The following is a 13470-nucleotide window of genomic DNA, read 5'->3' as shown; positions in this document are numbered from 1 at the left end:
CTAAAAGTTCAATTTAAGATACTTTAATTTTCATAATAGAATTTCTTATTAGTATTCATTATCTTAGTTTTTATAAGTGGGATATAGTTAATAATTATGTCCTATTGTTAGTCAACATTATGAACCTACAACCAACAGTATTTATAAGTTCTATAATTTCGGAATTTTATGATTTGCGAGGTGCTTTAAAGTATTTTTTAGGCAAGAGTGGTTTTCGTGTTTTAATGTCCGAAGAACCTGATTTTGGTGCTGATTGTGACAAAGATTCCTTAGAAAACTGTAAATCAAGAATAGAAGTTTCAGATTATTACCTTCTCATAATCGGGGTAAAGCCAGGATATGAATTTGAATTATCTAACGGTACCAAAACCACAGTAACATTAGAGGAGTTTAAATACTTTTTAGAGCTCAAAAAAAAAGGAGAAAACCTTAATTTAATAGCATTTGTCAGAAAACAAGCTTGGGACTACTATGTAAATAATGACGTAGATAAAATGGCTTTAATACAACATCAATTTATAAATGAATTAGTTAATAATTCTTTGCTAGATAAGCAAATTGGAAGATGGAGATATACTTTTGACAAATTCGATGATATAATTCAAGTTTTAGAAACCAATCAAAATGGACTTTTTACTGAGGCTAATAGGAAAAAAAGTGTTTACAGGGTATATTTAAAACAAGAACTTACTCAAATTCTGAAAACTTTATTGATAAGAGATAAAGGGGACGGAAAAGGAATTAAAACAATAAAAGAGGCTATCAATATTCCGGATTTAAAGTTTCGAGATTATTTCAAAGAAGAAAGAATTGATAAGGATGTTGCAATACACATTATAGCTTTTATTCAATTCTTTACTTATAAAGAGGAACTTCTTTTAAAAATAAATCGCACTTTCAATTATATTTCTCAAGGTGAGTTCTCCTATTTTAACGCGGAAACAGAAACATATGAAATGCCTGAGTACATCAAAATGACAATCCAAACATTGGAAATAATTGAAAAATCTTTGATTAATTTCAAAAGAGGCGAGCATTATCAAAAGTTGGCAAGAATGGATAGGGATAATTTTTTCATAAAAGAATATGAATACGGTTATGTAAAAGGTCAGCTGGATGATTTAAATCTTGCAACTCTAAAGCTTATTAATTTAATGCGATGTTTTCATAATAATTGGAATGATTTTGCTAAAAAAGATGATACCTTCTATGATTACAGAGGAGCGTTTACGGACGAATTAAAAACAACTGACATTATTGATTTCGCAAATAGTTACTTTGATAAATAATGTTGGCTAAGACCGTGTATAAAACATGGCTAACAAGTACTTAGCCCGAAGACTTGTGCTTATTTTCTAATCCGCCAAATTTAATAATTTGGCTTTTAATATTGATAAGTTAAAAACAAAATATAGAAATTCGGCTCTGCTTTTATCCGAATAATTAGCGTCCTTTTACACACTACGTTTCATACACAAGACCGTTGCTGTATATTAGAAAAAAACTAAATTTATAGAATGAAAAATTTCGATACAAGAACATATAATATATCTGATTTCATTGAGTGGAATGAAAATGGACATTTAGAACTATCACCTGATTTTCAAAGAAGGTCTGTTTGGACAGAAAAGGCAAAATCCTATTTAATAGATACCATAATCAGAGGTAAACCGATTCCTAAAATTTTAATTTCCCAAAGACTTCAAGGAACAAAAAATGTGAGAATAGTTGTAGATGGACAACAGCGTTTAAGAACTATGTTAGGTTTCTATAATGGTGATTTTAAAATAAGCAGAGTTCACAACGAAGAGTATGCAGGTAAAACTTTTGATTCCTTACCAAAAGAGGTGCAAAATGAATTTTTAAAATATGAATTAGGAGTAGACTTGTTATTTGATATGCCCTATGAAGACATTCTTGATATATTCGCTCGTATAAATTCCTATACTGTAAAACTAACCACCCAAGAGATATATAATGCTAGGTATGTTGGTTATTTCAAACAAACTATCTTCAATTATGGATTAAAATATGTCAGTTATTGGATAGACGCAGGTATTCTTACAAAAGCAAATGTCTCAAGAATGGCCGAGGCAGAAATGTCTGCAGACCTATTCGTTAGTTTAATAGATTCCGTAAGGACTAATAAAGGTGTAGAAACTTACTACAAAAGATACGAAGAAGATGAAGGCGAACTTCCAAAGGCCAAAGAGAAATTTGATAAAATAATGTCTTACATAGGTGCAATTTATCCATCTGCTGAATTGAGAAATACTAATTGGAAAAGAACACCTTTATTTTATACATTTTTTACTTCAATTGGACATTCCTTATATGGATTAAAGGGATTAGAGAATACACCAAGACCTAAATTGTCAGAAAAACTTGTTGGCAAAATACGAGTAGCACTTGATGAAATTTCATTAAAATATGACGAATATACAGAGGAAAAAGATGCAGAAATTCCATCAGAATATAAAGATTTCATATACTATACCAGACGAGGAACAACTGATACTGCAGCTAGGATTGCAAGAGCAGATTTCGTTTGCAAAAAAATAAATAGCTTTTTGGCAAATTAATGGCTAAAAAGAGAATAAAAATATCGGCGGCGTATAATGATTTTACTAGACAAGTTGCAAACCTACGCAGTTTTGACAGGAATAATCAGACAAATTTTTCTAGCGGTGTATTGTCTAAGAAACAAATACATCTATTGACAGAATCTCTTTTTTTTAACGCTTTTAGAGAATATGAAAATTACATTCGAGATGTATTTGTTCTTTATACTCAAGAAAAAAAAAGAACTAATGGACAAAAAGTAAATTCATTTTTAAAACCAAAAGACTTTTTTCACGCAGAACAGATGCTTCAATCTTCTATGCCCTTTTTAGATTGGAATTCACCAGATATAATAATAGAAAGGTCAGAACTATATTTAAAGGATGGTTTCCCAATAAAAATCCCTTATGCGGCTAATAGAACGAGACTTACTGATTATAAAAAGGTTAGAAATCATATTGCTCATAACTCGATTCAATCGCTAAATGGTTTTAAGAAAGTGTTGAGAATTTATTATGGTACTAATCCTCTAACGACACCAACAATTGGTGAATATTTACTTTTGACTTCTCGTGTTGACCCAACAAAATATCATTTACTTGAATTTTTTGATTTGATTGAGGATATGGCCAATCGAATAAAATAACGTATCACAACATTTTGTATAAAAATAGAGGAAAAAGTGCTCAAACGAAAGTATAAACATAAAATAAAGGTCATATACAAGCCGAAAAGTTAGTGCATAAAGCCCGCTACTTTTCATATAAAAGACCTTAGGCAGCAATCAGAAAGACTCATAACCAATTAAAAATTTGATTAGAAATATAATATGGCAAATAGCAACCTAACCAAAGCAAAAAGGGCGAAAAATGATGAATTTTATACGCAGTACCATGATATCGAAAAGGAAATCAATGCGTATTTAGATTTCAACAAAGATGTGTTTCGAGGTAAGGTTGTGCTATTACCTTGCGATGACCCAGAGTGGAGCAATTTCACTAAGTTCTTTGCGCAAAATTTTGAGCGCTTTGGATTAAAAAAACTCATCAGCACAAGTTATGCGGTTGATAGTAAGCATTATAAAGGTGGTTACCAAGTGACGATGTTCGAGGAAAGTGCACCACAGTACGACAGTGGTAAGACCACCAAAAACGGCAAGATTTTCACCTTGACGCATGACAAGAGCGGTGACGGAAAAATAGATGTGGACGATCTAGAATGGAATTATTTGGATGGCGATGGAGACTTTAATAGCAAGGAGGTAAAGAAGCTTCGAAATGAAGCCGACATCATTATTACGAATCCACCTTTCTCGTTATTTCGTGATTTTTTAGCTTGGATCGTTGAGGCTGATAAACAGTTTGTAATCATCGGGAATATGAATGCTATTACTTATAAGGAGGTATTTCCATTGATAAAGGAGAATAAGATGTGGCTTGGTGCCACGGGTAATGGCAGCGATATGGTTTTTGCTGTACCGGAAGGAACTGAAGTTGATGAAAAAGATAGACAAAAAGCTGCGCGGTTGGGATATGTTGGGGACTATACAAGACTTGGCAATTCATGTTGGTTTACTACTATTGATCATGGTAGACGTCACCGGCCGTTGCAATTGATGACCATGGCAGATAACCTGAGATTTAACAAGAAAATGAAGGGCAGGGAAACGTATGAAGAATATGATAATTATGATGCGATAGAGGTTTCCTTTACAGATGCGATTCCAAGTGATTTCGATGGAATGATGGGTGTACCTATCAGTTTCCTTGATAAGCGTAACCCTGAGCAATTTGAAATTTTAGGAATGTGCGAAAATGAAGACCTGTACGATTTAAAGACAAAAGTATACACCACTGCAGAATGCAAGCAAGCCTATTTAGCCAAATTTGGTAAAAAAGGCACATACGATTTGAATGCAAGTGGAGTCGTTTTTCGAGATGGTCTATTTGAGAAAGTCTACCAAAGGGTACTTATTAAACATAAAAGCGTGAGCAAATGATTACAACACTAAGAACTGACATTACGGTCAAAGATATCTGCGAAGGTTTTGTCTATAATGAATTGGAAGGCAAAGGCCTCTTCGGACTTGCTGGCAAGCTAACCATACAGCCAGAGTACCAACGTAACTACATTTATGCTGATGGTAGAAGGGATGTTGCGGTTATTGAATCAATTCTCAAAGGCTATCCATTGGGGCTCATCTATTTCAACAAGGTAAGTTCCGAGAACATGGAAGTGTTGGATGGACAGCAGCGTATTACAAGTATAGGTAGGTATGTGACAGGCAGATTTGCCGTAAAGGACGAGAACGGGATGGAACAATACTTTGGAAGTATTGCAGTTGAAAAACGGAATAAGATATTAGAAACTAAATTGCTCGTTTACGAATGTGAAGGACAAGAATTCGAGATTAAGGAATGGTTCAAGACCATCAATATTGCTGGAGTTCCGCTCACTGATCAGGAATTGAATAATGCTGTTTTTTCAGGACCCTTCGTCACACTTGGCAAAGAAGAGTTCAGCAACACACAGAATGCCAACAACCAAAAAAGAGGAGCCTACATTAAGGGCAGCCCAAATAGACAAGATTATCTAGAACGCGCGCTGGATTGGGTGAGTAAAGGGAGCATAGTGGAATATATGAGCCGTCACCGCTCTGACGACAATATTAATGAGCTAAAGACCTACTTCAACTCCGTTATAGATTGGGCATCCTCGGTTTTCATAGATGTAGAGAAAGAAATGTGTGGTTTGGAGTGGGGTCGCCTGTATGAATCATACCACAAGAAGGCCTATGATCCTAAAAAAGTTAGTGCCGAAGTACAGAAGCTTTATGGTGATTTGTTTGTAAAAAATAGAAAGGGAATTTTTGAATACGTCCTAGGAGGATCAGTAGAAACCAAATTGCTCGAAGTGCGAGTATTTGAAGAATCGACTAAAAGGTCAGTCTATGCAAAACAGAAAGCTGAATCAGAAAAAAAAGGTGTATCAAACTGTCCGCACTGCGCCATGGGCCATGATGCTAACAAGACTAAGATTTGGAGTCTTGCAGATATGGATGCAGACCATGTATCCGCATGGAGCAAAGGAGGTGCAACCGATATTAAAAACTGTGAGATGCTATGCAAGACGCATAATCGCGCAAAAGGAAATCGATAAGAGAAAAAGCCAGCTGCCAACAATGTGTCATTTGAAAAGCACTAGTCCAGTTCCTTAAAGTTAATATTTTATTTTTTATCAATCCATAATGTTGATTTTGGGGTGTTGAATTGTTGGCAACACTTTTTAGCCTTTTGCCTGGTTGTCAATACTTCAATACCATATGTAACTTGCTCCGCATCCTATGTGATCCATCCTAGATTAAAATTAATAAATTCGAATTTTATACTGTCCTATTTTAAGGAAGGCTACAAAAAGGTCGAGGCTACAACGGTCCGTTATATAAAATATCCGCGATTCATTATTTTGATTTTTCCCCCAAGGCAACGGACGCTAAAAATGGATAAAAAAGCATTTTGGGGATAGTTATCAACAATTTGAACAGGTGCTGATTATTAGGCAGTTATGATTTGATTTTAGTAATTATTTGTAAATCAAATGTTTACAGTCAAAAATAGCCTTTAAGGTCAATAAAATAAACGTAAGTTTCTGATTTTCTATTAGTTAAGTTAAAAACGCTGGGAGCACCAGTAAAATAAGGCGGTCCGGGAGATTAGTGTGCCCAAAAAAACAAATGTTAAGTTTTTGTTAAAGCTTTTTGGCTCAAGCCCCGTGTTTATTGGGCTAAGGTCGAATTTCGCTTTGCACAACGGCAATACGGGTGCGGGTGTTACTAGCGCGCACCAGTGTTATTTTTTTAAGAAGGGACGTCAACGGATTTTTGCCTTGGGAGAGGTGTCGGGCACCGGAGAAGGTAATGCCTTCGCTGCGTTAAATGCGCCCTAATTAAGAAACTAAGGCCCTACCCCCTCCATATATACCCTTCATGGAAAAAAGAGCGTTAGGACGCACTATTTGCGTTTTTAAGGTTCCAAGGCAAAAAGACCCTGCAAAAGTTATCAACAGCCGTTTTTTGAACAATTTAAAGCGGATAGCAATTTTATGGCCAAGGCGCAAGTGTCGTCCCTCTCCCCAATCTTTTTTACGCTCATTCTTAGAGCAACGCTAAAAAGATAGTGCAGAAACTAAGGGACGATAGATTGTTTCATTGGGCACGGGCGAAAATGCCCGTATTAGTAAGTATTTGGGGCCAATGTGGAAATTTCCTTATTTATGCCCCTCCCAAGGACATGAAAAAGGGTTTGTGGCCACGGCATATATCCAACAAGGCCCGGGCAAGTAATAATTTAAAATGATATGGACAGGGAATATTTAAGAGAGGTAAAATGTAAACTTCTTAAAGGAAAGGACGATGTGACAGCAAGGGTCAGCGGAGTTTACGGGAATGCTGGATATAAGGATAAGGGGGTTGAAGATTTTATTGGGTTTTTTCATTAAAACCATTAACAGGTGAATTATTAAAGGTGGTACTCTTTAAAGGTTAAAAAAAAAGAAAACTATTCGGTGATGAACTGGGGAATGAAACTGTCCCTTTGGAGTCTGCGCATGAAGGCACCAGACCGCCTATTGTAAACGTTCATGTATTGCCAATCGGGGTGCTTCTTTTTAAGGAACATGGAAAAGCTGTTCAGTTTGTGGACATAATTCCATTTTTTGGGTGTACTTCCTTTTTCAAAGAATACAATAACGGAGTAATCATTTTTCTTCTTTAACATTTAGGCCCCCTTCCATTTTTGGATGTTTGAATCATGTTCAAAGCACCGTTGACCTCTTCCAGTTTATAGAGAACTCTGTTCCCTATTCTGTGGGCCTTGACTATCCCAGTTTTTGTCCAATCGTGGAGCGTGGGCAGGGAGATACATAGAAGTTTGGCCGTTTCTTTCCTTGATAAGAGTTTTAGTTCTTCCTTTTCCGGTTGTGGGTTAAAGTTCTTTAACTTGTTTTCAATAACTTCCTCGACTATTTTTTTGATGTCGGAAAGTTCCAAGGTACTCAGCATTAATTTTGCCATTATTTTGTTCTATTTAATTAAACAATGGCACAAATATGAATTATCGGGGATTCAATTATTCGGTTGTGGTAACCTCAATCAGGTACCCCAAATTTTTCGAGGTCGTTGTTTATTTTCAATTTTATGTTTGTATAGGCCTTGTTATCAAATACTTCCAGCATTTTAAGAAGATTTTCATTTGATTTTATTTTGTTCTCGTTTTTAGCGGATAGCAGTTCATTTATAGCAGTTCTTGTGTTGGAATCGTTTTTATCAATGACCAAACTCAAGACGTCTCCCAATGCAGTTTGATTGTATTTGTTGAAATCCAATCCCAAATAATGAAGGGCAAGGATTCTTTGTTTTAGTGATAGATTCGATTTACTAATTGGTGCTTTTACGGAAGGATTGATCTTCAATTCTTTTAACCAAATAGTATACTTGGCGAGTTCAATTGCTTGTAATCTTACAGGTTTCACACCTTCTAAATAACTGGCCATTTCATTTTGGGTAAATTTGTCAGTTGCTTTGCTTTCTGGTAATTGATGTTCGATTTCTTCATATACATATCCTTCATAATAGTATTTGAAATAAGGAAAATATCCAGTGGGCGGGTAAATCCAATGTGTATTGAATACAGAATTGGGGACAATATCATTATTACTTAAAAAATCAATGATATCAGGTCTATAAATATTTTTACCTTCTGTTTTAAAAAATTCATCAATTTGTTTTAATTCATCTTCAATTAGGAGTGTCTTATTCTTGATTTTCTCATATCTAATATTGAATATGTCCTGAAGTTCTTGGAGGTTTCTAACTTTCATTAATTGAAAAATGGATGGTTTAATAATTTATCTGCGTTTTGTTCCTGTGTTACCCTGATGTACTGCATAAAGGAACGTTCCGTTTTATGTCCTGTTATCTTCATGATGGAAATTGCGGGAATATCTGCCAAGAATAAATTGGTAGCAAAACTTCTTCGCGCTGTGTGGGTTGTAACTAAGTTGAACTTTTTCACTGCCTCTTTTTTCATTACTCCTCCCTTTGTTATGGTGGTTTCTACCTCACTTTTTAATTGTGCCAAACTTGCCACATCTTTGAGATATCTGTTCATTACCTGATTAGTATACGCAGTAGGAAGAATATTATTGTATTTTTTCAGGACGTTTTTTACCGTTTGGTGAAGTGGGATAGAAACCCGTTCCCCCGTTTTTTGTGTTCTTATTTGGAGCATGGATTTATCAGCAACTATATTTTCAGGTTTAATCTGTGTAAAGTCAGAAAAACGCAATCCAGTATAACAACCTACCAAGAATAAATCCCTCACTTTTTCCAATCTCGGGCTAGACGATAAATCTATATTTTCCATTGCCTTTAGTTCGTCTACATTTAAGTAAATAGTGTCCGCTTCTTCCCTAAGGGTTTTGAATTTTCGCTTCTTGAATTCTAGGTTATCATTATAACCTCTTTCAGTAGCTTCGTTCATAAAAGATTTAATTGTCTTGATATGCTTGCCAACGGTATTCGCGGAGAGATTGGAATCAACAGCTAAATATGCCGTATACTGATTATAAAATTCTAAGGTGATTGATTCAAAATCTACGCTCTTATTTATTTTTTTAGCATATTCTTTTAGATAACTGAAAGTAGTGTTGTAGACTTTAATTGTTCCTGATTTCTTGTTTAGTTTACTCTCTTCAATATAACCCTCAATGAAATCAAAGAAGGTCTTTTTGTTGGCTTGTAAAATGTTGCCCGATAATTCAGCTTCAAGGGCTTTTTTTAAGATTTCATTATTAGGTTGTATTCCATCATTCAGTAATCTTCGAAAGGCATTGTTCATGCCGTTTTCTAATTTGTCCAAACGGGAATTAAATTCTGGATATTCCCTAAATTGTTTCGATTCTTTTGCTCTTTGCGCTTTAGGATTCCAAAACTTTGGATTTATCTTTTCCCCTGTCGAATATTTAAACCTCTTGTATTGATAATTGTAAAACATATAGACCAATGTTTCTATTTTTGAGGTAGGTTCTTTGAGTATAAATTTTGCTTTTGCCATCCTATAATCTGGTTATACTTTCGTGTTATTTTTGCTAAGTTGTTTATTAACCTCTCGTTTAGTTGCCCTGATAATTGTATAATTCACCAGAACTAAAAATGGTAGGTAGCCAATAAAGAATGGAGCAAAACTGTTTAATTTATTAAAACTTTCGTTTTTTATATATAATGTTATAATGCAGAGTACAACAAATACAAGAGTGTTTAAGATTATGGACTTAGTATAGTTTATAATTTTACAACTTATTATTTCTCCATTATCCTCAAGTTTGTAGGATGCTTTTGGGAAGAATAAAATTCTGGAAGGAGTAGCCCAAGTTATATACTCGTTATTACCTATTTGCTGTACTCTTAATCTGTCTGTATTGACCAATTTCATCCTTACTATTTGGTATCAAATATATATAAAAAACTAGAATAGGGGACGAATAAGGGGACGAATAATTTTAATTTGGCTTGTTTTTGGCTTGTTACGGGTTGTGAAATAATGTACTGTTTATAGGGGTTAAAAGGCTAGTATACAGTAAAATGTAATAAAATAGCATCAAACCATAGGGGGTCCAGGTGGGACCACAACCTGGTAACAAAAAGTCCTAGCTTTCGCTAGGACTTTTTTTGTGGAACAAAACCTCGGCGAGAAGTCTATGCCGCAGAAGGCGGTAAGCTAAGTGGGACCACAGAAAACGCTTGATAAGCCCTGTAAACAGTATGAGGAGGACAAAGGCTATAACGCAAAAGATATATAGCACATTTCTGATATAAAACTATCTTATCTATAAGTATAGAATTTAATTCGAAAAAAATTAATTAAGGCTTTTTTTATTTGGGTTGTTTACTAGAATACGGATCGGAAGTTTCAAAGCTATCTAGGAGCGATAAATATCTTAAAATGAACGAATTAACAAAGGTTTGGCTGTATTAATTAGATATTAGAAGGCCTAGCCATTACATTGACGATGAACTTTAAAAACCATAATCATGGGCGTTACACAGGATAAAAGAAAATTTAATAGAAAAGTAGAACAATCAAACCCCACTAATCCAACTGGCGGCACCAGTGTCAAGAATAAGACTTTTGACATTGACAAAAAAACTATAGATGAAAATCAAAGTAAAAAATAATATTAAAAAAATGATATTGTCAAAACAATAGAATTGACATTAATCTGTCATAGGTGCGGGAAAAGAAAGGTGTAGGCATACTGCCTTAGTTTTAAAACCGTTTTCTTAATCAAGGATAATACTGGAAAGGGGGCGAAAGCCCTTTTTTTATTCTAATCGGGTAAATATCCGAAACTTGTCTTGTTAGTATATGACTAAAGTTTGAAAACGTATATAATTAAAATGCTCCGTGGCCTTGCCTCGGATAAATTTACTTCTAGGGAATCAATATTGATTTATGCGTCAATCTCTAAAAATGAATAAATTTTATGTTTTGCGTTAGGCCTGCCTGCGGAAGGCAGGTACCGCGGCGGCATCCCCGTAGCATCACCAGGGATATAGCCAAGTGCCCAACGGACCAAAAGGAGGGAACCCCAAATCATTGGAATAGGTTTTATAGAAATATGAAAAGGCCCAACTCAAATCCCAAAATCTAGATTTGGAAAGGTACTTTTGAGAACATTTTAAATTAGAGTTAATTTTTAAACATTGAATGAGTTAATATTGTTGCCGGAGTATTAGTACTTTGGCCACATGGGAACAACTGCAAAAAAAGAAAAATACACCTACAGGGACAGGGAATTGGATTGGCTCCGTTTCAACGAAAGGGTTTTGCAGGAGGCAGCGGATAAAGAAAATCCCGTATTGGAACGATTGCGGTTCCTGGCCATTTTTTCGTCTAACTTGGACGAATTTTTTAAAGTGAGAATTTCTAAACTCCGCCAATTAAAAAAGGTGAAAAGAAACATTCGAAAGCCGTTGGGTCTGAGACCCAATAAGTTATTGAATACTTTATTGACCGAAATAGACCAACAACAACAACGATTTGGAAATATCTTTAGAGGGGAGATACTTCCTGAATTGAATGAAAACAACATTCAACTACTGAGCCTTGAGCACTATACCGAGAAACAGAAATTTGATCTTAAGGAATTCTTTAAGCAAAGTGTAGCCTCCAAACTAACGATTATTGATAGTAAAGATGTTTCCTCCGATTCACTGGAAGAGGGGGCCCTATATATAATGGCTCGGACCAAGAGTAGTAATAAATTGTTGTTCGTTCTTGTGCCCACTACTGAAATTGGCAGGTTTGTTGAGGTTCCTGCCGAAGAGGGTAAACAGGTATATACCTATTTGGAGGATGTTCTAAAATTAAATGCCGACCTCATATTCCCAGAAATGGAAATAGCAGCCCTTTTCAATATTAAAATTTCTAAGGATGCGGAATTATATCTCGATGATGAATGGAATGGTGATTGGATAGAACTGATTTATAACTCCCTTTCCAAACGGCAGAAAGGTCAGCCAACAAGACTGCTTTACGAACAGGGAATGCCTAAAGAATTACAAAGAAAATTGAGAAAACGGTTGGAATTGGGCAAAATTGATATGTTAGAAGGTGGTAGGCGCCACAATTTTAGTGATTTCATGTCCCTAGTGGATGGGATAAACAATGCAGCATTGAAGTTTAAACCTTTTCCTCCCTTAAAGTCTTTGAAATTTGAAAGTGCCAAAAGCATCTTTGATCTAATTGCCAAAAAGGACAGATTGTTACATTTTCCGTATCAAGATTTCCGGTATATTGAAGACTGGTTATCCGAGGCCGCCACGGATGCCAAGGTTACCACTATTCATATTTCCCTTTATCGCATTGCCAAGAAATCAAGACTGACATCGGCCTTGCTCGAGGCGTTGGATAATGGCAAGCAAGTGACCATATTTGTTGAAGCCAAGGCCAGATTCGACGAAGCCAACAATATTAGATGGGGCAGGAGATTTGAAGAGAAGGGGGCCAAGGTTTTTTATAGTTTTCCAAACGTAAAAGTCCATTCCAAAATACTACATATAGAACGATTGGAACATGGGAAACCGGTTGGTTACGCCTACATTGGAACGGGAAACTTTAATTCTAAAACCGCCAAAGTATATTGTGATCACGGACTTTTTACCGCCGATGAAAAAATTACCGGGGATTTGGCAAAAGTTTTTAGGGTACTTAAAAGGGAAATGTTGAAACCCAAACTAAAGCGTTTGTTGATATCGCCATTTAATACGAGAAGTAGTTTCGAAAATTTAATCCAAAGGGAGATTCTCAATGCGGAAAATAATAAACCTGCAAGTATCACCGCCAAAATGAACAGTCTGGAAGATAAGCAGATGATCAATTGCCTATACAAAGCGAGCAATGCCGGAGTTAAAATTAAGCTATTGATCCGTGGTTTTTGTTGCCTTGTACCTGGAATAAAGGGCCAAAGCGAGAACATCCAAGTCTTTAGTATCGTTGATCGTTTTTTGGAGCATGCCAGAGTTTTTCATTTTCACAATAATGGGGAAGAAGAACTCTATATGGGAAGTGCGGATTGGATGACCCGTAATCTGGACAAGCGCATAGAGGTGATTACCCCAATTTTGGACGAAGACATTTTTGCCCAATTAAAGGATATTCTTAATATTCAATTAAACGATAATGTAAAAGCCCGCATCATTGGGAGTGAATCTTCCAATGATTATGTAAAAGCTTCGCCTGAGGGAGAAAAGGTGCGTTCCCAGTATGAAATTTATGAATATTTGAAACGTTTCTGAATTACCTGCCCGCAAATTCTCCTAATTCAATAAAGTACACACTCCCCTTTTTA

12 protein-coding genes are annotated in these 13470 nt (G+C 35.5%); 8 read left to right on the top strand and 4 right to left on the bottom strand.

Going from position 1 to position 13470, the window contains the following annotated elements; genetic code table 11:
• Positions 1-119: 119 nt before the first annotated feature.
• From H4O18_RS02455 to H4O18_RS02430, 6 genes are all read left to right on the top strand, one after another.
• The gene (locus H4O18_RS02455) at positions 120-1289 is read left to right on the top strand and encodes a DUF4062 domain-containing protein (protein ID WP_187581506.1); all 1170 of its coding nucleotides are present in this window, start codon (positions 120-122) and stop codon (positions 1287-1289) included.
• Between the two features lie 228 nt (positions 1290-1517).
• On the top strand, positions 1518-2582 hold the full coding sequence (locus tag H4O18_RS02450; protein ID WP_187581505.1) for a DUF262 domain-containing protein: 1065 nt from the start codon (positions 1518-1520) through the stop codon (positions 2580-2582).
• A complete protein-coding gene (locus H4O18_RS02445; RefSeq protein ID WP_187581504.1) occupies positions 2582-3208 on the top strand; it encodes a hypothetical protein in 627 nt (208 codons plus the stop codon). The genes H4O18_RS02450 and H4O18_RS02445 overlap by 1 nt, the downstream gene beginning before the upstream one ends.
• Positions 3209-3391: 183 nt before the next feature.
• A complete protein-coding gene (locus H4O18_RS02440) occupies positions 3392-4561 on the top strand; it encodes an adenine-specific methyltransferase EcoRI family protein (RefSeq protein WP_187581503.1) in 1170 nt (389 codons plus the stop codon).
• Complete coding sequence (locus tag H4O18_RS02435) at positions 4558-5721, top strand: HNH endonuclease family protein (RefSeq protein WP_187581502.1); 1164 nt, start codon at positions 4558-4560, stop codon at positions 5719-5721. Before H4O18_RS02440 ends, H4O18_RS02435 begins: the two co-directional genes overlap by 4 nt.
• A 1197-nt stretch (positions 5722-6918) precedes the next feature.
• On the top strand, positions 6919-7059 hold the full coding sequence (locus H4O18_RS02430; protein WP_187581501.1) for a hypothetical protein: 141 nt from the start codon (positions 6919-6921) through the stop codon (positions 7057-7059).
• Positions 7060-7118: 59 nt separating this feature from the next.
• Here the strand turns inward: H4O18_RS02430 and H4O18_RS02425 are convergent, their stop codons facing one another.
• From H4O18_RS02425 to H4O18_RS02410, 4 genes are all read right to left on the bottom strand, one after another.
• Positions 7119-7337, bottom strand: coding sequence for a hypothetical protein (locus H4O18_RS02425; RefSeq protein ID WP_187581500.1), 219 nt, complete (start codon positions 7335-7337; stop codon positions 7119-7121).
• Positions 7331-7633: a helix-turn-helix domain-containing protein gene (locus H4O18_RS02420; RefSeq protein ID WP_072860179.1), complete on the bottom strand. Its 303-nt coding sequence runs from the start codon at positions 7631-7633 to the stop codon at positions 7331-7333. The genes H4O18_RS02425 and H4O18_RS02420 overlap by 7 nt, the downstream gene beginning before the upstream one ends.
• Positions 7634-7707: 74 nt before the next feature.
• On the bottom strand, positions 7708-8439 hold the full coding sequence (locus H4O18_RS02415) for a hypothetical protein (protein ID WP_187581499.1): 732 nt from the start codon (positions 8437-8439) through the stop codon (positions 7708-7710).
• Positions 8439-9674: a tyrosine-type recombinase/integrase gene (locus H4O18_RS02410; RefSeq protein WP_187581498.1), complete on the bottom strand. Its 1236-nt coding sequence runs from the start codon at positions 9672-9674 to the stop codon at positions 8439-8441. The genes H4O18_RS02415 and H4O18_RS02410 overlap by 1 nt, the downstream gene beginning before the upstream one ends.
• A 977-nt stretch (positions 9675-10651) precedes the next feature.
• Between H4O18_RS02410 and H4O18_RS02405 the strand changes: the two genes are divergently transcribed.
• Both H4O18_RS02405 and ppk1 read left to right on the top strand, forming a co-directional pair.
• The gene (locus tag H4O18_RS02405; protein ID WP_187581497.1) at positions 10652-10795 is read left to right on the top strand and encodes a hypothetical protein; all 144 of its coding nucleotides are present in this window, start codon (positions 10652-10654) and stop codon (positions 10793-10795) included.
• 573 nt (positions 10796-11368) lie between these two features.
• A complete protein-coding gene (gene ppk1 / locus H4O18_RS02400) occupies positions 11369-13417 on the top strand; it encodes a polyphosphate kinase 1 (RefSeq protein ID WP_187581496.1) in 2049 nt (682 codons plus the stop codon).
• The last annotated feature ends 53 nt before the right edge of the window (positions 13418-13470 follow it).

Source organism: Arenibacter arenosicollis (genome assembly GCF_014397245.1).
Taxonomy (GTDB): domain Bacteria; phylum Bacteroidota; class Bacteroidia; order Flavobacteriales; family Flavobacteriaceae; genus Arenibacter; species Arenibacter arenosicollis.
Note: the sequence above shows the minus strand (reverse complement) of the source record. Positions and strands in the feature narration are given on the sequence as shown.

Bases quoted from the DNA above. Each gene is read 5' to 3' on its own strand.
- H4O18_RS02455 (WP_187581506.1), top strand. From the start codon at position 120: ATGAACCTACAACCAACAGTATTTATAAGTTCTATAATTTCGGAATTT.
- H4O18_RS02450 (WP_187581505.1), top strand. From the start codon at position 1,518: ATGAAAAATTTCGATACAAGAACATATAATATATCTGATTTCATTGAG.
- H4O18_RS02445 (WP_187581504.1), top strand. From the start codon at position 2,582: ATGGCTAAAAAGAGAATAAAAATATCGGCGGCGTATAATGATTTTACT.
- H4O18_RS02440 (WP_187581503.1), top strand. From the start codon at position 3,392: ATGGCAAATAGCAACCTAACCAAAGCAAAAAGGGCGAAAAATGATGAA.
- H4O18_RS02435 (WP_187581502.1), top strand. From the start codon at position 4,558: ATGATTACAACACTAAGAACTGACATTACGGTCAAAGATATCTGCGAA.
- H4O18_RS02430 (WP_187581501.1), top strand. From the start codon at position 6,919: ATGGACAGGGAATATTTAAGAGAGGTAAAATGTAAACTTCTTAAAGGA.
- H4O18_RS02425 (WP_187581500.1), bottom strand. From the start codon at position 7,337: ATGTTAAAGAAGAAAAATGATTACTCCGTTATTGTATTCTTTGAAAAA.
- H4O18_RS02420 (WP_072860179.1), bottom strand. From the start codon at position 7,633: ATGGCAAAATTAATGCTGAGTACCTTGGAACTTTCCGACATCAAAAAA.
- H4O18_RS02415 (WP_187581499.1), bottom strand. From the start codon at position 8,439: ATGAAAGTTAGAAACCTCCAAGAACTTCAGGACATATTCAATATTAGA.
- H4O18_RS02410 (WP_187581498.1), bottom strand. From the start codon at position 9,674: ATGGCAAAAGCAAAATTTATACTCAAAGAACCTACCTCAAAAATAGAA.
- H4O18_RS02405 (WP_187581497.1), top strand. From the start codon at position 10,652: ATGGGCGTTACACAGGATAAAAGAAAATTTAATAGAAAAGTAGAACAA.
- ppk1 (WP_187581496.1), top strand. From the start codon at position 11,369: ATGGGAACAACTGCAAAAAAAGAAAAATACACCTACAGGGACAGGGAA.